The organism is Acinetobacter lactucae (assembly GCF_013344765.1).
Classification (GTDB): domain Bacteria; phylum Pseudomonadota; class Gammaproteobacteria; order Pseudomonadales; family Moraxellaceae; genus Acinetobacter; species Acinetobacter lactucae_A.
This window is the reverse complement of the sequence record NZ_JABVBF010000010.1, coordinates 1-22,695: the sequence shown is the minus strand read 5'-3', so window position 1 is coordinate 22,695 and position 22,695 is coordinate 1. Positions and strand designations below refer to the sequence as shown.

Annotated in this window: 12 protein-coding genes and 1 pseudogene; 7 read left to right on the top strand and 6 right to left on the bottom strand. The window is 39.9% G+C overall.

Annotated elements, in window-relative coordinates:
* Window positions 1-29: 29 nt before the first annotated feature.
* The 4 genes from entS to fes are packed head-to-tail and all read right to left on the bottom strand — an operon-like array spanning window position 30 to window position 9,885.
* A complete protein-coding gene (entS, locus tag HUN22_RS02390; RefSeq protein WP_174726367.1) occupies window positions 30-1,280 on the bottom strand; it encodes an enterobactin transporter EntS in 1,251 nt (416 codons plus the stop codon).
* Complete coding sequence (locus HUN22_RS02385) at window positions 1,277-8,428, bottom strand: non-ribosomal peptide synthetase (protein ID WP_174726366.1); 7,152 nt, start codon at window positions 8,426-8,428, stop codon at window positions 1,277-1,279. The genes entS and HUN22_RS02385 overlap by 4 nt, the downstream gene beginning before the upstream one ends.
* Before the next feature lie 12 nt (window positions 8,429-8,440).
* Window positions 8,441-8,656: an MbtH family protein gene (locus tag HUN22_RS02380; RefSeq protein WP_125739540.1), complete on the bottom strand. Its 216-nt coding sequence runs from the start codon at window positions 8,654-8,656 to the stop codon at window positions 8,441-8,443.
* 29 nt (window positions 8,657-8,685) lie between these two features.
* Window positions 8,686-9,885 (bottom strand): enterochelin esterase, encoded by a 1,200-nt coding sequence (gene fes / locus HUN22_RS02375; protein WP_174726365.1) that lies wholly within the window; start codon window positions 9,883-9,885, stop codon window positions 8,686-8,688.
* A gap of 266 nt (window positions 9,886-10,151) precedes the next feature.
* On the opposite strand from fes, the gene HUN22_RS02370 reads away from it, so the two are divergent.
* The 5 genes and pseudogenes from HUN22_RS02370 (at window position 10,152) to HUN22_RS18080 (ending at window position 14,756) form a co-directional block, all read left to right on the top strand.
* Window positions 10,152-10,922, top strand: coding sequence for an SDR family oxidoreductase (locus tag HUN22_RS02370; protein WP_174726364.1), 771 nt, complete (start codon window positions 10,152-10,154; stop codon window positions 10,920-10,922).
* A 44-nt stretch (window positions 10,923-10,966) separates the two neighbouring features.
* Entirely contained in the window at window positions 10,967-12,205 is a 1,239-nt protein-coding gene (locus HUN22_RS02365; protein ID WP_174726363.1) for an isochorismate synthase, read from the top strand.
* Window positions 12,202-13,866 (top strand): (2,3-dihydroxybenzoyl)adenylate synthase, encoded by a 1,665-nt coding sequence (locus HUN22_RS02360; protein ID WP_174726362.1) that lies wholly within the window; start codon window positions 12,202-12,204, stop codon window positions 13,864-13,866. The genes HUN22_RS02365 and HUN22_RS02360 overlap by 4 nt, the downstream gene beginning before the upstream one ends.
* A 20-nt stretch (window positions 13,867-13,886) precedes the next feature.
* Window positions 13,887-14,537 (top strand): annotated as a pseudogene (locus HUN22_RS02355) (isochorismatase family protein); the annotation flags it as partial.
* Window positions 14,538-14,567: 30 nt separating this feature from the next.
* Window positions 14,568-14,756 (top strand): phosphopantetheine-binding protein, encoded by a 189-nt coding sequence (locus tag HUN22_RS18080; protein ID WP_235823111.1) that lies wholly within the window; start codon window positions 14,568-14,570, stop codon window positions 14,754-14,756.
* A 54-nt stretch (window positions 14,757-14,810) separates the two neighbouring features.
* Here HUN22_RS18080 and HUN22_RS02350 read toward each other — a convergent pair whose 3' ends face one another.
* Window positions 14,811-17,972, bottom strand: a complete 3,162-nt coding sequence (locus tag HUN22_RS02350) for a multidrug efflux RND transporter permease subunit (RefSeq protein ID WP_174726360.1) — start codon at window positions 17,970-17,972, stop codon at window positions 14,811-14,813.
* Window positions 17,973-18,189: 217 nt separating this feature from the next.
* Between HUN22_RS02350 and HUN22_RS02345 the strand changes: the two genes are divergently transcribed.
* On the top strand, window positions 18,190-20,151 hold the full coding sequence (locus tag HUN22_RS02345) for a TonB-dependent receptor plug domain-containing protein (RefSeq protein ID WP_174726359.1): 1,962 nt from the start codon (window positions 18,190-18,192) through the stop codon (window positions 20,149-20,151).
* A 138-nt stretch (window positions 20,152-20,289) separates the two neighbouring features.
* Entirely contained in the window at window positions 20,290-20,691 is a 402-nt protein-coding gene (locus HUN22_RS02340; protein WP_174726358.1) for a transcriptional repressor, read from the top strand.
* Window positions 20,692-20,750: 59 nt separating this feature from the next.
* Here the strand turns inward: HUN22_RS02340 and HUN22_RS02335 are convergent, their stop codons facing one another.
* A complete protein-coding gene (locus tag HUN22_RS02335; protein WP_174726357.1) occupies window positions 20,751-22,541 on the bottom strand; it encodes a bifunctional metallophosphatase/5'-nucleotidase in 1,791 nt (596 codons plus the stop codon).
* Window positions 22,542-22,695 lie beyond the last annotated feature (154 nt).

Genomic DNA, 22,695 nt, shown 5'->3' with positions numbered 1-22,695 from the left:
AACGAATTGCCTTCTTTCTTATTTAGGATTTAATTTTCTTGTAATTTAGGATCTTGGAACCCTGTTTCACGTATATCTTGAGAGTTGAATAAGAACATAAATCCTACTGCAAAACTTAATATACCAAAGAAGAGGATACTTCCTGATATTGGTAAAAACCGTGTTAAAAGGCCTAAAGTTGTGGTGGCAATCGAATCGCCTAAGGCATCTTGTGCGAGCCAGATTGCATTAATACGTCCTAAATATTCATCAGGGGTATGTCCTTGCACAATACTGTATTGAAGCAAGTTGGCAATCGACATCAAATATCCGAAGACACATAAAATGGGCAAAGTCACGATGAGCCATGGTGAAAGTCCAATCATAATCATGCAGCTAAAAACACCTAAACATGTATAGAGCATCACCAAGCCGGGTCTGAGTAAACGTATTGTCCAGCCACTCAGTAACGCGCCTAATGTTGAACCTAAAGGTACAGCCGTATACATAAGTCCGAGTTCAAATGCACCGCCATGAAAAATTTCATCTGCCATTTGCGGAAAAATAATTCGAATAGCGCTGCTAAAACTAAGCAATGTGCCAATTAAAATGGTGCTACCGACCACTTTATTTTTAAAGACGAATTTAAAGCCTTGAACTAATTGGCGAAGAGGACTTTCACCATTTGATACATGTTGAGGTTTAAGCGCAGGTAGCCCCATTAATAAAAACACGGTAAGTAAGGTCCCTACGGTTGAGACCCAATACACGGTCGCAACACCGCTAGCAGCAATTAAAATACCGCCGATTGCCGGTGAAATTACAGTTGCAAGTCGTACCGATACCATACTGATCGCACGGGCTTGTACAATATTCTCGCGCCCGACAATCACAGGCATGATCGCCATCATTGCGGTTACACCGAGTGCACCAAAGAAACCATCCCATGCTGAAAGAAAGTAAATGGCATAGAGCGAAGGATGCTCAAACATGGCGTTAATGGCGAGGCCGGCAAAGCCTAAACCACACACACCACGTGCCAATAAAATCAGCCATTTTCGATCTTTGCGATCTGACAGCAAACCACCAAGTAACAAGCCAATAAACATGGCAATGCCTTCAAAAGCCATTGCAACGGCAACGCTAAGCGAGTTACCCGTGATGTCATAGACCTGTTTTGGAATAGCCACCACCAACATGCCAATGGTTAACAATGACAAGGTGCGGGCAATAAATACATGTCGAAAATGAGCATTACGTTTTAAAAGACTAAAATCGGTCAAGATAGATTTGAAGCTCATGGCGTTTGCTCCTCTAGACCACGTGCCTGACAAATCATGCGATTTAAAATTGGGCCAAGAGTTTCAAGCTGCTGTGGAGACAATATATTGGTATGGTCGGCTTCGCTTAGTCTAACAATATTGAGTTTTTTAACTAAAGGTGACCATTGTTGTTCTGGTTGGATATACGGCAGCAAATCTTTTTCAGCGACAACTAAGTTTAGCTCACCATCAAAGTGCGGCATTTTATACGGTTTTAACAAACGGACGGCATCGCGATAATTTGCAAAAATATCCTCTTGTAAACGGCGGGTTTCTTCACTTAATGCCGTATCTGCATCGGCTAAAATATCATTGAAGAATTGAAGCTGTTCTTGTTCAGCTTCAGCATTCATTTCCTCTACAGATAAATCTAACCATTGATGAATTTCAGCAGGGTAAGTATCTAATAAACCAAGAAAATCAACTTTTTCACCTTGTTCAGTGAGCTTCGCTGCCACAGCATAGGCCACAGTGCCGCCAAGTGAATAACCTAATAAGCTATAAGGTCCTGTTGGTTGTTGCTTACGAATAATTTCAAGTTGTTTTTTAACCAGCTCATCCATATCAGTACTATTTGTCAATAGGCCATCTGGTCGAGGTGACTGCAACCCAATAATGGGTAAGTCAGAATGTAGATAACGATTTAGCACCGTGTATTGCCATGCAGAACCAGAACCCGGGTAGAAACAGAACAATGGATGCCCAGAGCCAGAACGGATTGGTAAAATAAGTTGCATACCAGTTTGTTCAACTTCTTCCAAACGTTCTTGTGTAAGAAGCAACGCAGCTAAACGTTGAATGGTGACATGACTCATCAATTGACCAATTGGAATGTTCCGCTTAAATACTTTTCGGATTTCAATGGCCAGCTTCATTACCAAAATAGAATGTCCACCAATGGCAAAAAAGTCTTCGTTTACACTGATGCTCTGATCCGTATTTAAAACTTGTTGGAAAATACGAGTCAGTTCATGTTCAAAAGCACTAGTGGCGTACTGTTTTTCTGTATTTGAAGCATTAAGTTGTGGTCGCGGCAGTGCTTTACGGTCTAGCTTACCATTATGACTTAATGGGAATTGCTCAACTAATACATAGTGTGTCGGCACCATATATACAGGAAGCTGTTTCGCCAATTGTTTCTTTAACCGCTCAATATCCACAGGTGTTGTTGTTTGCAAGTAAGCAACCAACTGAACATCAGCTTTATTTTGTTCAGAAGGAATAGGGTGTACCACCACATCTAGATTGCTGATTAAGCGTAATTGCTGTTCAATTTCACCCAGTTCTATACGTTGACCCCGTATTTTTAGCTGATCATCAGCACGGCCCACATATTGAATACTACCGTCTGAATGCCATCGCGCAATATCACCCGTGCGATACATGCGTTGACCTGCTGCGAATGGATTTGCCACAAAACGTGCTGCCGTTAAGTCCGCTCGATGCAAATAACCCATGGCGAGTTGATGGCCTGCCAAATAAAGCTCACCATCCACTCCAACAGGAACAGGGCGTAAGTATTGATCTAAAATATAAAGTTGGGTATTCCAGACTGGATATCCTATTGCAACGCTACTTTCTTCCGGATGTAGTCCCAGTGTTGCATCCATATAACTCACATCTACTGCCGCTTCTGTTGGGCCATATAAGTTATGTAGCTCACAACTAAAGTGCTCGGTAAATGATTTTGCTAAAGCTGTTGGTAATGCCTCACCACTACAGAACACTCGGCGGATTGGCAAACTTTGACGCTGAGCAGATGACAAAATTTCGGTAGCAGCATTTTCAAAAACGGCCAACATCGACGGTACAAAATGTAATGTTGTTACCTGATATTTTTGAATGAGGCTTAATAATGCCAATGGATCACGGTGTGCATCTACAGGTGCCATAACCAATCGTGCACCTACTAAATATGACCAGAAAAACTCCCATACTGAAACATCAAAAGTGCATGGCGTTTTTTGCAAAATCGTATCGGTTGCTGACAGCGGATACTCTGATTGCATCCATAAAATACGGTTCACAATGGCTTGGTGAGAAACCATGACACCTTTTGGCTGGCCTGTTGTACCTGATGTATAGATTAAATATGCCGGGTGCTGTGGGGTAATAACTGTCGTTTTATAGCTACTTAAATCAACCTTTGTTTCATCAAATAAATCATTAAAAGCAAAGGTAGCTATTGATGGGTGAACAATGGCTGCTAAATCTTTTTGTTCACCTATTACAAGTTTAGATTTAGCATCCTCCAACATAAATTTGATGCGTTCAGACGGATGTTGTAAATCAATAGGTAAATAAGCTGCACCTGCTTCAATCACCGCCAAAATCGCAATACTCAGCTTGACTGATCTTGGCAGGGCAACGGCAACAATATCTCCAGCCTGCACACCCGCTCTTTGCAATTGCTGTGCTAAAGCACAAACTTGCAAACGCACTTCACTGAAACTGAGCTGATGATTTTCATCAGATAACGCCGTTTGTTCAGGCGCAATTCGAGCTTGTTCTCTGAGTAGTTGTTGTAACGTGCTCTGGCGAACATAGTATTGGGTTTGATTTGATTTCTGGATTAATTCGCGCTCTTCGACTAGTTGTAAGCGATAATGACCAAGAGACGTCTCTGGTTCATTTAGTGCAATTTCAATCAATTGTACTATTCGCTCTAAGAAATGTTCTGGCTGATCAATTACACCACGTTGTTCGAGCAATAGTTCAATTTGATGATCAGGAATAACCAACAAAGAAAGCGGATAATGGCTATAACCGCGATTTGTAAGTTTGGAAATCGCAGCATCCCCAAGTTTTTGCTGTAAATACTGGTTATCAGGGTAGTTTTCTACGACTAACAAACTATCGAAAAGATTGCCCTGAGCTATCAATTGCTGAATTGCACTTAGTCCTAAACCATCATGTTCTAAATGTTCAACATGCAATTGCTGTAACTGAGGCAATTGTTCCCAAAGTGTTTGTTGCATGTTGAGTTTTACACGTACCGGAATCGTATTTAAAAACAATCCAATCTGCTGCTCTAAACCATTGATAGGTGCCGAACGTCCCGAAACAGGAGTACCAAACACAATATCTTCACGATGAGCATAAATATTTAAAGTCATTGCCCAAATCATTTGCATGAAGACATTGAGCGTGATGCCTTGTTGGCGTAATTTATGTTGAAGTTTTGCACCCAACTCGGCACTTAAACGATATGACGTTTCCTGTACAGCTTGCTGTGGTTGATTAAATAAAATAAGGGGTTGTAAATCAGCTAAATCACGTTGCCATATAGCTTTTGACATTTCATGATCACGCCCAGATAAAGCTTTAATCACCGTTTCATAACTATGTTCAAGCACGGGCAGTGGTTGGTTAATTTGCTGATAGGCCCTAATAAAGTCTTGTAAAAACAGCGGAGTTGACCAGCCATCTGTTAAAAGATGATGCACCATAATCAATAGTTCTGATTGTTCAGGCGCATGTTGAATTAAGGTTGCCCGAATTAAGCCATAGGGTTGGTCAAGGTGAATTGGTTGTTGTAATGCCTCTTGAATAGTTTGCTCAACCATATCGGGAGTGACCGAACAAAACTGAACTGGCCAAGCTTGAGTAGGGTGTAAAGAATAGATAAAAACAGGTTCTTCAGCTAATTCACTATCAAAATGCCCACCTAATTGAGGATGACGTTTTAATACGGTAATCAACGCTTGTTGTAGACGTACCGGATCGATTTCTCCATTTAAACTAAGACGAGTAAAGGCATTATAGTTCGATTGATTTTCTACTTGAGATAAAAACAGCATGCCTTTTTGCAAAGGAAGCAAAGGCAAAATCGTGCTATTTTTGCCATATTTTTCTTGAACCTTTTGTTCTAGGTCCGCTGAAAATAACGGTTTTGAAATGGCTGCTTGTTGTTCATCTAAACGGGTGAGTTGCGGCGCTATAGCGGCGACTGTTTTAAATTGGAATACATCACTTGGTCTTAAGCCGTAACCACGTTGGCGCAATTGAGTACAAAGCATAATAGCCGAAATACTATCGCCACCTGTCATAAAGAAGTCGTCATCAATCCCAATAGCGTCAAGCTTAAGCACAGATGCAGTAATTTGGCATAAAAGCTGTTGTTCAGGCGTTTCAGCCATTCGGCTATGTGTACGAATTTGAGGTTTCGGCAGTGCTTTTTTATCGACTTTACCACTTACATTTCGTGGAAACTCGGACATAACAGTCAGGGCAGATGGCACCATATATTCAGGTAAGTTTTGACGTAACTGACTTAAATATTGCTGACTTAATTGCTCACTGGTTTTTTCATCGAGCTCAATGTCTTTGACCACACAATAACCGAGTAAACGATGACTGTTATTAATCGGTTCGGCAATCACTACCGCACTTTCAACATTGGCTAAAATCGAAAGTGCATTTTCAACTTCACCAATCTCAACACGATAACCACGAATTTTGATCTGGTCATCACAGCGACCCATAAACTCAAGTTTACCCGCGCTATTCCAGCGGACTAAATCACCCGTACGGTACATGCGCTGTCCATGTTCAAATGGATTCGCCACAAAGCGAGCAGCACTTAAGTCAGCGCGACCTAAATAACCATTGGCAATACCAAAACCAGAAATATAAAGCTCACCAATGACGCCAGTTGGGCAACGTTGTAAATGACGATCTAATACATAGGCCTGTGTATTACCAATAGGGTTACCAATGACAGGGCGAGCTGTTTGTTTTAATTCAGCTCGGAAAGTATCAACCGTATATTCTGTTGGGCCATACAAATTATGAGCAAAAAGCGCTGGCTGAGCATTGAGCTGTTGCCACAAAGCTAGAGGTGCAGCTTCACCACCAATCAAAATAAGGCTAGGATGATGCTGATTTTCAGCAAATAAGCCGTTTGTCATCATTTGCGCACAAAAAGATGGTGGTAAATCGAGTGTATCGATCTGTCGTTGCTGAATTTCTTGTACTAAACCAAATGCATCACGGCGCATGTTTTCATCAAAAATATGTAGCTCTTGGCCCCATAACATCCAGAAAACTTGCAACCAAGATGAGTCAAACGAGAAAGAGTGTGTATGTGCTGCACGTAATGGACGTTCAGGGAAACGCTCATTTACAGCTTCTAATACTGGCCAGTAAATAGTTGGTTTATGCGACAAAATGAGGTTGAGTAAAGAACCATGTGTGTTCATTACCCCTTTAGGACGGCCAGTACTACCTGAGGTAAAAATTACATAAGCAACATCTTGGAAATCAAATTTACGATTTTCGGCAGGAATATCATTCGCATCTTGCTTTCGAATTTGTGTTTGAACATCTTCATGATCAAGATATAACTGCTGAATATTTTGTGGTAGTTGCTGTGCAAGTGCTTGTGTGGTTAATACAAATAATGGATTAGCATCTTCACACATCATCTGTATACGATCGATTGGGTAATCTAAATCGAGAGGCAAGAAACTTGCACCAGAGTTTAATACAGATAACATCACCACAACGGAGTCAATCGAACGGGGAATAGCTCCAGCAATGACCGTTTGCTTTTTGGCTCCATTTTCTTGTAAAAAACGAGTCAGTTGATTCACTCTTACTGCAAGCTCAGCAAAACTAAGATGCTGAAGATTTGGACGTTCACCGCTCACAATGGCGGTACGTTCAGGATATTTTTTCACTTGCTCATAAAAAATATCTAAAACATTATTATATTGTTCAGGGTGACTAACATGCGGACCAATACCACTTTGGGTCAGGGCAGCAAGCTCTTGTGGTGTTGTAATATTAAAACTGCTACATGACTGTTCTGGACGAATCAAGACTTGTTCGAGCAATAACGTTAAGCGTTGACCGTGGTTAAATAGCTCATCTTGTGTATAACGCTGCGAATCTGCACGTAGTTCGATAATGAGTTCACGATCTTGAACAATAAAAGAAAACTCAAAATCATCAATTGGTCCTGTAGAAATATGGTGTGTTTTGACCTTTTCACCATCTAAAACCAAGTCTTGATCAAAAGCTTTATAATTTAAAATAGGGCCGTACATTCGTTCATGAATATCGATACTATTTAAATCTCTTAAAATTTGTTCTGCATCGTATTTCTGATGCGAGCGAATTTCTCGTAATTGCTCTTGTACATGTTGAGCTAAGCTCACCCAACTGTCTTTTTCAGCAACTTTAAACTTCACAGGTAGAACATTTACCGTAGGTAAGGTTGAGCGAATCGCTTTTGAACCTAAACGGCGCATAAATGGAATACCGTTAACCAACTCGGCTTTAGCGGTCATTTTGTAAATATAATGTAATGACAATGACATCATCATGTCATTTAAAGCCAACTTGGTTTGCGCAGCTAAAGCCTGAATTTGTTCTAAAATTCCTGTCGAAAAACGGAGCTGATGCTTAATAAATGTTGCTGTAGTTTTTGCCGCTAAATGATGAGTACTTAAACTAATCGGACTCGGTAAATCTTCACAGTAAGCTTTCCAGAAAGCTTGGTCTATTTTAAATTGATGGCTATTTTCATAAGCCTGACGTTCCGAAATAACGTCATTCACGCCAATGAACGGAGAAACCGAAAGATCTTTTTCTTCTTGTAATTGTTGATATAGCTCAACAATACGTTTGGTTAGGTTAATCATGCTAAAGCCATCAAGCATGATGTGGTGATAACGTTGATACCAATACACTTTGTCATGCGTCGTAAATAGCACCTGACGGAACAGTTGAGATTCACCAGCTTTAAGTGATTTAGCACATTGACGGTCTGATGGCATCCAGTCCCATAAGCGTTGTTGAGCTTTTTTAGGAGTTAAATGACAAAAATCAAATTCTTCGATTTGAAACTGAACTTGATTATTAAGCTCAATAAATGGTTGAGACGGGTCAGATGAATATGAAGCAATGACCGTGTCGGCTTCATTTAAGCCGATTTGAATTGCTTTTTTAAATGTTGGGATATCAACAGTTTTTGGTAGTTCCAAACAATGCGCAATAGTATATAAATCTTCAATTGAACTTAAATGATCGGCCAGGAAAATGCCGAGCTGAGTAGAGGCCAATTCAAAACGAGCAGGTTGAGAAAGGTCCGGAGTAAATTCATTGTTTAATGCCTGATTCATGACAATACTCCTTTACACTTTTTGAAAGGGGTTAATCGCAACCCAGTGCTTTTCTACATATGCAATACATGAAGCCCGCGTATCTGGTCCATGCTGAACATCCCATCCCGATGGCACCTGATGTTGGGCAGGCCATAAACTGAACTCACCTTGTTGATTCTTTAAGACCTGAAAAGACAAACTTTCATTATCGAAAGGATTAATATAGTTTTCCTGTAAGTTGCTCATGATATTGTTATCCTTGATGAAACAAATGGTTATAGTGAAAGAGTTTTTTGCAATGCTTTAAGCAAGTCAGTACGCCAGTTCACGGCATCGTGTCCGCCTGGAAAACTGTGAAAGCTCACTTGATTGAATGATTGCAATTGTTGATAAAGCTGTAGGGCATCGTCCCGCATATCGGTTTCATACGTGCCGGCACTGATATAAATTTGAGTTGTTTTTGATAATCGATGAGATAGGTTTTGAAGCAGTTTTAAAATATTCCCTTTGTGTTTTTGACCTAACGTACTCTTTGAAAAATCTGACCACCAATAAGATCCAGACTGTAAAATCAGAGAAGTAAAAATGGTCGGGAACAACAAGGCGCTATGTAAAGCGCATAATCCACCTAAACTTTGACCACATAACGTAATGTCTTTCTTAGAAATAAAGGAATATTCTTTTAAAAGAATTTCAATAAGTTCATAAACCAACGCCTGACTAAAGGCATCATGACAGCCATAATCTTGTTGGCGTTGTTGACTATTTAAACTATGAACAAAAACATAAACTGCTGGGCAAATCTTATTTGAATCAGTCAAATGTTGAATTTCGTACAGAATAGAAAGCTCTCGGCTCCAGATTTGGCCATCAAGCAAAATAATGAGTGGCAAGTCTTCTTGATTTGATTGATGACTAATAAAAACGTCGACTAAATAGTTCTGTTGGCATAACTGACTTGACCATTGAAATGTATTTGTAATTGGGCAATCGACTATTAAAGCTTTTTGGCTTTCGAGTTGAATTTGATTGATGTATCGACCCAGATGTCCCGTGTAAAACCGATGTTGATTGAATGGATCAATTTGAGCATTCTGTTTAAGCTGGGTTTGCCACCATACGCGTCGCGTTGCTGCACAATCTGTTTTTGGGGCTTCCTCACTAGATGTCACCACCACGTAACTACCAGCCCAAGCTAGAGGCAGCTCTATTTCAAAAAAGTACACATCTGTCCCAGCTATATGGCTAAAACGATTCCACTTTTGATAGATAGAAGGGCTTTGTGAATAAATATCGATATAAACAAAGATGCTTTCTTTGGGCTCGGAACTACGCCAAATAAAGGTACATAGCGCTTTATTTTTTTGTAGATTGACCAGCGGGGTACCTAGTTTTTTTACGGTATTCCACCAGATTTCACTTCCAACATTGAGTTGTTGAAATAGGGGATGTAAGGGGTGAGAAAATGGCTTCATTTTGAGTCCATCTCGACAAGAAAGCGCGGTCAAATTATCAGAACGATTCTCATTAGTAAATGAAAACAATTATCATTATAATCAATAAAAAAAGATGAGTTTTATTAATATTTATTAAAAACAATATTTTAAGTTGTATTTATGGTTAATAAATAACTTGATTTAGATTGTAATCTTATATTTGATATTTATCGCACTTGATAATAATGATAATTATTTGCAATTATGTGGCGCAATTTAATATTCGAGTCAAACTGGAGTAAAACATGAGCTCTACCATCGTAGTCACAGGTGCTGCAAGAGGTATTGGAGCTGCTATTGCAAAAAAATTATTGCAGCAAGGGTATCAAGTGATCGGCATCGACCGACAGGAAAACCCAGGACAATGGGAAATCACTCAAAAGCTAGAAAAACCTGACATTTCACGTTGGCAAGGCTTTCAGCAAGATATTACTGATCAAGAAACAACAGCAAAGCTCATTAACAATATTTTAAATAAATATAGTGTGACGGGTTTAGTGAATGCGGCAGGCGTTTTGATTATGCGTTCTATGCTTGAAGCAAAAACAGAAGACTGGCAAACACTTTTTGCAGTAAATGTCATGGCACCTATTGCGATCAGTCAACAACTGGCCAAGCATTTTTGTGAAAAAAAGCAGGGAAGTATTGTCACGATTAGCTCGAATAGTTCACGTATGCCACGTATGCAACTTGGCATGTACGCAACTACAAAAGCTGCATTGAGCCATTACTGCCGTAATCTTGCGCTTGAAATTGCACCTCATCAAGTCAGGCTTAATATTGTTTCACCGGGCTCTACGCGAACTCAAATGCAGCAGCAGCTTTGGACAGATAATTCACCTCCGCCTTCGGTAATTGATGGAGATTTAAGTCAATACCGTACAGGCATTCCCTTAAGAAAATTAGCCCAACCTGAAGATATTGCCAATACGGTAAGTTTTTTACTTTCTGATCAGGCTGCACAAATTACCATGCAAGAAATTGTGGTTGATGGAGGAGCCACTTTAGGCGTTTAAGCATCCATTCATTACAACAAAATAACTGTATAAGGAGTTGCGAGATGTCGGCACAGCATCCGTATTTTATCCAACGAGAAAATTTTACTGAAAGCCGCGTTGCATTAGCACAAGAAATTTTAAATTGTGGAAATGACGCAGGTTTTATTTTCACAACGCCAGAATACACCATCAATAGTCATCAAAAATTACGAGATATTCAGGTCGCTAAAAATAGCCTTTTAAAAGATTGGTTAGATGAAGCGCGAACTCAATTACAGCTTGCAATAAATGACGGTTATAAAGACGTCAAAATTATGGGTGGACTACCATTTTGCTCGGCAGCCGATGTCAATTTAATGCTGATGCAAAATGCAAAAATCTATCAGAAAGTACTCTATGCACAATCTGATATAGATTTTGGTTCTTTATCTTTAGAAAAGGCTGATTATTTCCCTTTAGGTGAGCATTACCAACAACAAGTTGAGTATTTAGTTCAGCAAATGCAAGCAAAAAAACTCGATAAAGCCGTGCTTGCTCGTATTTTACAACTTGAATTTGAACAAAATATTCCCGTCTCGGACTTATTTTATAACTTAGCTAAGCATAATCCCGAAGGCTATAACTATGCAGTCGCAAGGCATCCAGAAAGTGAAGGTTGGTTTGTCGGTGCAAGCCCCGAGCTTTTAATTGCAAAGCAAAATTCACATATCTGGAGTAAACCGGTTGCTGGCACATTGGCTCGTGATGATGATCCAACCCTAGACCAAAATAACGCCAGAGCATTACTTGCTTCACAAAAAGATCAACATGAGCATGCACTCGTCATCGAAATGATTGCCGATGAGCTCACACCTTTCTGTAAGCAATTAAAAGTACCTAAACAGCCATCCCTCATTCGTACCAAACGCCTCTGGCACTTGGCATCCCATATCACGGGTGAACTTAAAAAAGCCGATACTCATGTTTTTGATTTAATTGAACGCTTACACCCAACACCCGCAATTTGTGGGGAGCCTAGTCCAATTGCGAAAGAATTGATTCAGCAACTTGAACCATTTAACCGTGAATTATTTGCAGGAACCATGGGGTGGGTAGATGAACAAGGTAACGGTGAATGGTCGGTGACGGTTCGCTGTGCCCGAATTTATCAAAACATTGCCCGTTTATTTGCTGGTGCAGGGATTGTGGAAGCATCTCGCCCACAAGCCGAACATGCTGAAACTGCCGCTAAATTTCGTACTGTGCTGGACGGATTCCAGATTTCACCAAATCAATTGCCAATACAAGGACCAAACACATGACAACACAGGTTTATTTGGATGGTGCCGTGCCATATCCAGCAGAGTTCGCTGAGATTTACCGTAAAAAGGGTTATTGGCTTGGACAAAACTTGAGTGACTTCTTGCGTGAAAGTGCGCAAAAGTACCCGAAAAATATTGCAATCTATGATGGTGACAAAGCCGTTAATTACTCTGAGTTCGATTATTTAGTCGATTGCTGTGCCAGCCACTTATATCAATATGGACTAAGAGCAGGTGACAAGGCAGTTGTACAGATGCCAAATCACTATCAGTTCTATATTCTATTCTTTGCACTGATTCGGCTTGGTGCACTACCAGTAATGTCTTTACCTGCACATCGCTACGCTGAATTAAGTAGTTTTTTCAAACAGACTCAAGCAAAAGCTTATTTCTGTGCTGATTTTGGAGCACAAAAATTTGACTACCGAGAGCTTGCCGAAAAGCTTCAGCAAACAGCTTCTTGCTTACGACATGTATTTGTACTTGGAAATGCAGGTAACTTTGTTGCCATTCAAGACCTATTTAAAGAAACCAATATTTTGGATGAAGCCATCTCGCCGACTACGGCAGATCAAGTTGCTTTTTTACAGCTTTCTGGTGGAAGTACTGGGGTTCCTAAGCTTATTCCACGTACCCATGACGACTACCTATACAGTGTTCGTGAGAGTGCCAAAATCTGCTGTCTGGACCAGTCATCACGCTTACTCATGGTTTTACCCGCGGCACATAACTTTTCAATGAGCTCGGCCGGTTCTTTAGGCATTTTTTATTCGGGCGGGGCTGTGGTTTTAGGAACTGACCCAAGCCCTGAAACTGCTTTTTCATTGATCAAAAAACACGGTGTGACTGATGCTTGCTTGGTTCCTGCTTTGGTTCGACCTTGGATGGATAAAGCAGCGAAAGATCAAGATCCAATATTGTCGACTTTTCGTTGTTTGCAAGTCGGAGGAGCACGTTTACCCGATGCAGTTGCCACACGCTTGATTGATGAGTTCCATGTCAATTTACAACAAGTCTTTGGCATGGCTGAAGGGCTGGTGAATTACACCCATTCTGACATGACGAAAGAGCAAATTATCCATACCCAAGGTTTAAAAATTTCGCCAGATGATGAAATTTTAGTGCTGGATGATAATGATCAGCCAGTAGACGCTGGAGAGGTAGGGCATTTGCTGACTCGCGGTCCCTATACTATTCGTGGCTATTACCATGCGCCAGAACACAATGCGCGTTCTTTTACACCGGATGGTTTTTATCGCACAGGCGATTTAGTACGTATTCGCGAAGATGGCTGCATTGTCGTAGAAGGGCGTTCAAAAGAACAAATCAATCGCGCTGGTGAAAAAATTGCAACCGAAGAGGTTGAACAAGCTTTATTAACTCATCCACAAATTCGCCTAGCAGCATTGGTTGCTATGCCTGATGAGGTCATGGGTGAAAAAAGCTGTGCCTTTATTGCATGGCAAGCACAAAGTGATGACCCAAGCCCAATTCGCCTTGCAATGTCAATTCGTCAACATCTTAAGGATTATGGACTTGCTACCTACAAAATTCCCGATCGAGTCGAATTTATCGAGCAATTTCCATATACAGCCTTTGGAAAAATCGACAAAAAAAGACTACGTCAACAACTTGAAACCAACACCAATGTTCTTGCTTAAAGATAAAAAAGGAAAATTTGATGAGTATTCCTAAAATTGCTAGTTACAGCATGCCACAAGCGCACGAATTTACGGCGAATAAAACACATTGGCAGTTGCATACCAATCGTGCGGTTTTATTAGTACATGATATGCAGCAATATTTTTTAGATTTTTATGATCAGACTCAAGCGCCTATTCCAGAGCTTATTAAAAATACCAAAGAACTGATTGAAACTGCACGTAAGTTTGATATCCCGGTAGTCTATACGGCACAACCCGGTAACCAGACACCTGAACATCGCCAGTTATTAACCGACTTTTGGGGAACTGGCCTAAAAGATGATCCGAAAATCACTCAAATTTTGCCAGAAATTTCCCCTCAAAAAAATGACACAGTCTTAACAAAATGGCGTTATAGCGCATTTAAGTTTTCTCCACTCGAACAACTCATGCGTGAGTCAAACCGCGACCAGCTCATCATTTGTGGTGTTTATGCTCATATTGGCTGTCTTATGAGTGCAGCGGAAGCCTTTATGCTAAATATCCAGCCATTTTTATGTGGAGATGCACTTGCTGATTTTAGCCGTGAAGAACACGATATGGCTTTAAAATACGCAAGTACACGTTGTGGGCAAGTGATGACAACTCAACAGGTCATACGAGCTTGGGCGCTTGAACAAGCGGCATCACCCCTCACGCAAGAAGGTATTGTTTTGGCGGTGAGCGAACAGCTTCAGATTCCTGCATCAGACATTCAGTTAAATGATGATTTGCTCATGCTTGGGCTTGATTCGGTACGACTCATGACATTAGTGGGTAAATGGCAAGCTTACGGCGCGCAGGTGAGTTTTGAAGATTTGGCTGAACAACCAACCTTAGAAGTTTGGATTGATAAGCTCGTAGCTTAAATTTAAAGAATAAAAAATGGCAGATTTAATATCTGCCATTTTTTATTTTAATCTTTAAAAGGAAGTAGTGTCCTTTTTAATACGGCTATTAAATCTTAAGGTTCGACTCAACCATAGTTTGCTCATTGACCACTGAAAACTCGGTAAACTATGAACGACAACAAAGAAGAATACAGTAAATAACGGTACCAGTAATGTGCCAAACACGACACTCCCAAATACACTCATTCCAATTTCATATCTACTCGCAGCGCCTGCACCAGTCGCAAAAATTAAAGGAACCACACCCGCACCAAAGGCAAGAGAGGTCATCAAAATCGGACGTAAACGCAGTTTTAAAGCCTCACTTGCCGCATCGATTTTACTTCTTCCTTGTTTGAGTGCTTGAGTCGCAAACTCAACAATGAGAATCGCATTTTTACAAGATAAGCCAATACCTGTTAATAGGGCAATTTGAAAGTAAACATCGTTAGGTAACTTAAAAATCCAAGCAAAAATAATAGTGCCTGTAATGCCTAGAGGAAGCCCTAATAAAATAATAAAAGGGACTTTCCAACTTTCATATAAGGCAGCCAAACATAAGAAAATAAACAAAATAGAGATGAGATATAAATAGATCGCTTGGCGGCTAGATTGTTGTTCTTGCAACGAAAGCCCGCTCCATGCGACATCTATACCAGATTGTTTACTGACCATCTCACTTAACTGTTGCATTGCCTGACCTGAGCTAAAACCAGGACTTACATTGGCTTCAAGTTGAATAGCTGTCAGCCCCATAAATCGGGTAAGTGCTTCAGGGCCACCGGTCCACTGGCTTTGCGCAAAATGGGCGAGAGAAAGCATGCCACCTGAGTTATTTCGCACATGCCAATATGCTAAATCTTCGGGTTTAGAACGGAATTCTGCATCGCCTTGCATAATGATTCTCTTAATTCGACCTCGTTCAACAAAATCGCCCACATAGTTTCCACCCCAAGCCGTCGATAGGGTTGAACGTATTGCTTGTTGATCAATTCCTAACATTTTGGCTTTATTTTGATCAAGTTGAATAAATACTTCGGCTTTATCTTCACTCACCAGAGGACTTAGATTTTCAAAGGCCGAATAATTTCGAGATTCTTTTTCCAAGGCTTTATATTGTTTAAGTAATTCATCGCGCCCTTGGCCATTTACATCTCTAAGCCAGAGTTCTAAAGCATCAGACTGACCTAAACCAGATACACTTGGCGGCATTCCTACCATCACTTTAGCGGGTAAGTTTTTTTGTAAATATGCTTGAGCACGTTCACGAATAGCACTCGCCGTATTGGCTTCGCCTTTACGTTCATTCCAATGTTTGAGTGAAACAAAGGCCATACCTAAATTTGGCCCACTTCCTGAAAAGTTTTGTCCATTCACGACCAGCACGGTATTAATATTTTTGCCTTCATGTTCAAAGAAATAATTATTGACGAGTCTTCCAACCTCTTCGGTCTGGCTCATTGAAGCACTGTTGTGCAAACTATATGGAACAGCAAGTAATCCTTGATCTTCATTGGGAATAAAGCTTGTAGGTAAACTGCGGTAAATCATAAATAAAATAACCGCGATGCTTAAAACCAACAGACTGGAAAACACTTTAAACTGGATTAAACGAACTGATAAAAAACTGAATGTTGATCTAACTTTTTGAAGAGCGGCCTCAAGTGCTTGTCCCCATTTGGGTTTTTTATGATGTTTTTTTAATAGAACGGCACACATTGCTGGCGTAATGGTCATGGCGACAAATAACGATAACAACATAGCTGCTGCTAATGTAATAGAAAACTGACGGTAAATCATACCCGTCGAACCACTAAAAAAAGCCATTGGGATAAATACCGCGGTTAAGACCAGCGTAATACCTACCAATGCACCGCTAATCTCTTGCATCGACATCAAACAAGCTTCACGCACGCTAAGCTGTTGTTCATCCATAAGTCGTTCAACATTTTCGACCACGACAATCGTGTCATCCACCAGCAACCCAATGGCTAAAACCAATGCAAATAGGGTAAGGGTGTTAATGCTCATTCCAAATAAATACAACACAACAAATGTGCCGCTGATGACGATCGGAACCGTAATGGTTGGAATTAGTGTCGCGCGCCAATTTTGTAAAAAGAGATACATCACAATAACAACAAGTACAATCGCTTCAAGCAAAGTGATAATGACCTGTTTAATTGACTCTTGGATAAATGGCGTATTGTCTCTTGGATAGACAATTTTATATCCGGCTGGTAAATGCTGGCTAAGCTGAGCCATTTTTTCTTTAATAAGAGCAGAAGTCTCGATTGCATTGGCATCTGGGCTTAGCGAAATTCCTAAACCTGCCGATGGGTAACCATTAAGAGTATTAATACTTTCATAATTTTCTGCCCCTAATTCGACTCTCGCGACATCTTTTAAATAAACAAGGCTACCATCAACATTTGCTTTAACCACTACCGATTTAAAGTCATCTATTGTTTTTAAACGGGAGCCTGCTTTTACTTTTGCATAAATATTTTGGTCAGCAGCAGAGGGCATTGCACCAATCGAACCCGCAGCAATCTGGGTATTATAATCTTCGAGGGCCTTTTCAATATCACTCGGTACAAGTTGATAATTTCTAAGCTGATTTGGATTTAACCAAATGCGCATGGCATAGCTTGAACCAAAAACATTAACTTCACCAATGCCTTGCAACTGACTTAAAGGTTGTTCAAAGTGATTCACCATATAATCAGATAAATCAATATTGCTGGTTTTACCAGTTTCATCATATAACCCCACAATAAGTAGCATATCGCCGGTGGTTTTCCATATGTTTACGCCTTGTCTTTGAACTTCCTCAGGTAAACGGTTTAATGCGCCATTAATTCGGTTTTGTACTTGGAGCTGTGCTTTATCAATATCTGTACCAATTTTAAAATGAATATCAATGCTACTCGTTCCGGACGATTCACTATGTGACGTAAAGTACAACAAATTATCCAGACCTTTTATTTGTTGTTCTAAAATTTGGGTCACACTTTCTTCTACAGTGTCAGCAGCTGCACCACGATAGTTTGCAACAACCGTGACACCAGGCGGTGCAAGGTTAGGATAGCGTTCGATCGGCATGGCTAAAGTGGCAAAAAAACCAAAAATAAGAATAGTGATTGCAATGACAGAGACGAAGATAGGGTGATAGATAAAAAATCGAGAGAGCATTGTTATGTCTACTTTAAGATTGTTTTAAATAGGTTTTTAGGCACACGAAAGTGTAATGGTAACGTTTTTCTGCAGATCAAACAATAATGATTATCATTATATAACTAATAATTATTTTTATCTTGATCAAGAAAAGTCATGCGTATATGATGCTCGGCACATCATAAATGATAATAATTATCATGTGGTAATCATTATCCAGAATAAGGGCCGAGAAATGACGTTAACGAAAAAGGCGCTGGTGGTCGCCATCTCAACACTGCTTCCATTTGCCGTTCAAGCAAATACAGATAGTGAACAGCAGAGTAATAGTGAACCAGTTCAAAAACTTAAAACTATTGTGGTTTCTGCTGCATTAAAAGAACAAGATGTAGATAAAGCACCCGCATCCATTAGTGTGATCACGAGTGAAGAAATTGAACGTAGTGCGGCGCTGAGCCTGGCTGATGTTTTACAAAAACAGGCTGGGGTTTATAACTATAATAGCGGTCAAGATAAAATCGTTATACGGGGAATGCTAAATACATCGGGGAACTACACACTCATTCTACTTAATGGCAAACGCATGTCATCTAATGGTGCCATGTGGCGGGGTAATGACTTTGACTGGAGTGCAATCCCTTTAAATAGCATCGAACGAGTAGAAGTGATTCGAGGACCAATGTCATCTCTCTATGGAGCAGATGCCATGGGTGGCGTAATCAATATTATTACCAAGAAAGCCGAAGATGGGCAGCTGCATGGTTCAGTTTTTGGCCAATATAACCGAGCAGACCGCGGAAATGGTAAAGATCAATTCCGTTACGGTTTTAACTTATACGGCGGTCTAACCGACAATCTAAGTTTTACTTTGGCAGGAGATGCCTATAACCGTGATGCGTGGTACCGAAATGGCAAACCAGATCCGGATGGGGCTTATTTTGTAGAGAAAGATACTAAAAACGTAAACGGTACATTAAGTTGGAATATTAATGACCAACAAACTTTAGATCTAGATTTGGGTTATAACAACGATAAACGCCCACTGACCCAAGATGCGGCAACTTCAATTCAAGAATCAGAAATGAAACGAACCAATGTGGGTATTGCCCACCGTGGAAAATGGGGTTGGGGTAAAACAGAAGCTTACATTGGTAAAGAAACAGCTAAAATTTCTGACTACGACAGTGAATATGATGCGCCACAAAACCGTCAATATAAGCAAGAAAATTTAATTGGTCGTGCTTTCGCTAACTTTGATTGGCTGATGAATAACACCACAGCTGGTTTTGATTATAAAGACCAAAAAATTACAGACGTTGTGAGCTATATCGGCACTGGAAAAAACCAGCAAAAGAGCTACGGTGTGTTCGTTCAAAACGATACCCATATTAATGATGCACTGACCTTAACTTTAGGTGGTCGTTATGACGACTTTGATGACTTTGATGGTAAATCGACTGGTAAAGCCTATTTGTCTTATGAACTCGCTGAAGGTGTTATCCTAAAAGGTGGTGTAGGCCAAGCTTATAAAGTTCCGGCTCCTGCACAGTTAGATATCAATTACTCAATGATTTCATGTGGTGGTAGCTGTCATATTCGAGGTAATCCAGACCTAGAACCAGAAGAAAGTACCAACTACGAAGCATCTTTAATTGTAACCCGTCCAAACTGGAATGCTGGAGTTACAGTTTTCCAAAACGATGTGAAAAATCTCATTGAAGCCATTACCTTAAGTGATGGAGACCCGCGTTTAGTGGGTGATTTTAGAAAAATCTGGACTAATGTAAGCCGTGCAGAACTTAAAGGAGTTGAGCTTACAGGTGGTTACGAATTCACGGATAATCTAGGTGTTAAGGCAAATGCCACTTACTTAGATGCAAAAAATAAAACCACAGGTAAAGACTTAACTGAACGACCAGAATGGCTAGCTAATGGTTCAATTTCTTGGGCACCCGTTGAAGACTTCCGTATAAATGCAGGCGTAAGCTACGTTGGTAAGCAAATGTACTCTGCAACGAAAGAGTTACCAGCTTATACCACTTATGACGTGACATTTACGTCACCACTTTCGCCACGCTTAACATTGGACTATGGCGTAAAAAACCTGACTGATGTTGATCTGGAAGATAAAAACAAGACCTTTAATACTAAACTTTACGGCCGCAATTACTTTGTAAAAGCGACTTATAGTTTCTAAATTAAAACGAAAAGCAAGGTCTATTCATAGGGGAATAGGCTTTGCTTTTTAATATACAAATACCCATAATTTTCAAACAAGTATAGGCAAAATAATTTTAAGAATTTCTATACTGTTCAACATTAAGGCTAATTAATCATGACAGCAACTTCAAAATCATTATTAAATGGACTACCCATAAAAAAATCGAGAATTCAGGTTTTTGAAATTTTAAATCAAAATCCACAAGGCTTAAGCGCGGTGAGTATTTATGCCCAAATTAAAAATGAACATAAAATAACCCTCGGAACGATTTATCGAATCTTATCGGAATTTGAAAACCGTAAACTCATCAAAAGAGTGTTCCTTGGGAAGAGTAAAAGTATTTATAAGCTTAGAAAAGATAAAATGAGCTGTAACTTGATTTGCCTAAAAACGGCAGAAGCAACCAGCTATGAACATGAAAAAGTGAAAGAGCTACTCTATGAAGTCATAGATGTTATCTTTGCAAATACAGGGACCAATATCAGTAGTATTGAACTTAATCTCTATACAGAATAAGAACTACAAATAAAAACCAAAGGACAGCCGAAACTGTCCTTTAGTGATTTTGAATTAGGTTATTTAATGACTTTAATTCGTGTAGTCGCTGGAATAATTAATGGAGAATTCTTTGAGTTTTCCGCAATATAGGTTTCAAGAGCATCAATATCCTGACCACCACCTACACGGTTTTGCCCGTCTTTTAATACTGTAAAGTTGTCACCACCATCTGCCAAGAAACTGTTTACAGTCACGCGATATACTTTAGTGTCAACCAATGGTGAACCCGCAACCATGATGTTACTTGCTCGCGGTGAAGTCGAAGTATTTACTGCATATTGATAACTTAATTCTTTAGATGGTTGTAAAATTCTAGGTGAGTTTGCATTTGTACCAGACCATTGCTGTTCCAATACATCTCTAATCTGTTTGCCAGTTAAACTCAACGTCACAATCGAATTACCAAAAGGTTGCACCGCAAAAACATCGCCAAATGTAATCTGGTTACTACTATTAATAAGTAGATCCGCACGTACACCACCTGGGTTCATTAATGTAAAGTCAGAGCCTTGGTTACTTGCTTTTAAGGCAGCTGCTTGTTGAGCATCGGCAATCATAATACCAAGCGGACTTTCACCACTTTCGACTTGAGTACGACTTATCACTGCTGTTGCAGTTCCAACCACACGACTTGAAATGGTGGTCACAGCTTGGCGGTACTTATCTAAAATGGCTTCAATGCTTGGGGTTTTACTAAACTTTTGATAAAGATCGGTAAGGCTTACAGTGGTTGTACCAGATGTATAGGCCTCACCTTGTACAGGAACCTGTTTAGCATCTTTTTTAATTACATCACCAGTTTTACCATCAAGTTCAACCTTGATGTCAGTAATGAGCGTGCCATATTGTCCAGCTGAAGTAAGTAAGAACGGCTTAGCTGGATTTTTTGTTGCATAGTCACAAATGTAAGATTGATGCGTATGGCCTGAAACAACAATATCCACTGCCGAATTAAGCTTATCTAAAATACCTAAAATCGGTCCGCTTAAACCATCACATGTTTTTTCATTAAACTTCGTACTTGGCGCTGCACCTTCATGCACAACTACGACAATGGCTTCTATTCCTTGTTTTTGTAACTCAGGAATCAATGCATTTACCGTATCTGCTTCATCGCGGAACTCAACGTCCTTAATACCTGCTGCAGAAACAATACTTGGCGTCGCTTTAAGGGTTAAACCAATAAATGCAACTGGAATTCCACCATACGTTTTGACTTTATAAGCAGGAAAGATCGTTTTGCTCGTATCATTTTTCATGGCTACGTTAGCAGCAAGGAAATCAAATTTTGCACCACTAAAATTTTTATTAATTTGGCAAGGAGTAGTACTTGTGTATTGCTGACATCCACCATTTTTTAAACGGCGTAATTCATCTGTACCACGGTCAAATTCATGATTACCTACAGCATTAAAGTCAATTTGAATATCATTCATGACTTCAATAGTCGGTTCATCTAAAAATAAAGAAGAGGTGAGTGGGGATGCGCTAATTAAATCGCCTGCCGAAACTACAGCATTATTTGGATTTTCTGCTTTAAGCTTTTTAATCGCATCGGCAAAGTAACTCACTCCACCCACTGGAATACGAACTGATTGAGAAGCATCATTTGGATTAGGTGCCTCGACATAACGCTTAGGTGGCTCAAGATTTCCGTGAAAGTCATTAAACGCTAAAATATTGACGGTCTGATTGCTTCTTTGAGCAGGTGGTGCTGTGTCGTTATCATCATCGTCATTACATCCAGCCAATAGTGTTATTGCCAGAGAAAGTGTTGTTATTTTAAAAAGTGTTGTTAAATTTTTCATTTTTTTATCATTTGATCAATTAAGACGGATAAAAAAATACGCGTTTAGTATGAATATTTGATGAAAAATGAATATAACTATAAATAGAGCGATCTTAAAAAATTGGTGATAAAATTATATATAGGCTTCTATAAAGGGAGTAAACAAACAGAGT

Bases quoted from the DNA above. Each gene is read 5' to 3' on its own strand.
- HUN22_RS02370 (WP_174726364.1), top strand. From the start codon at position 10,152: ATGAGCTCTACCATCGTAGTCACAGGTGCTGCAAGAGGTATTGGAGCT.
- HUN22_RS02360 (WP_174726362.1), top strand. From the start codon at position 12,202: ATGACAACACAGGTTTATTTGGATGGTGCCGTGCCATATCCAGCAGAG.
- HUN22_RS02380 (WP_125739540.1), bottom strand. From the start codon at position 8,656: ATGAGCAACTTACAGGAAAACTATATTAATCCTTTCGATAATGAAAGT.
- HUN22_RS02350 (WP_174726360.1), bottom strand. From the start codon at position 17,972: ATGCTCTCTCGATTTTTTATCTATCACCCTATCTTCGTCTCTGTCATT.
- HUN22_RS02365 (WP_174726363.1), top strand. From the start codon at position 10,967: ATGTCGGCACAGCATCCGTATTTTATCCAACGAGAAAATTTTACTGAA.
- entS (WP_174726367.1), bottom strand. From the start codon at position 1,280: ATGAGCTTCAAATCTATCTTGACCGATTTTAGTCTTTTAAAACGTAAT.
- HUN22_RS02340 (WP_174726358.1), top strand. From the start codon at position 20,290: ATGACAGCAACTTCAAAATCATTATTAAATGGACTACCCATAAAAAAA.
- HUN22_RS02385 (WP_174726366.1), bottom strand. From the start codon at position 8,428: ATGAATCAGGCATTAAACAATGAATTTACTCCGGACCTTTCTCAACCT.
- HUN22_RS02345 (WP_174726359.1), top strand. From the start codon at position 18,190: ATGACGTTAACGAAAAAGGCGCTGGTGGTCGCCATCTCAACACTGCTT.
- HUN22_RS02335 (WP_174726357.1), bottom strand. From the start codon at position 22,541: ATGAAAAATTTAACAACACTTTTTAAAATAACAACACTTTCTCTGGCA.
- fes (WP_174726365.1), bottom strand. From the start codon at position 9,885: ATGAAGCCATTTTCTCACCCCTTACATCCCCTATTTCAACAACTCAAT.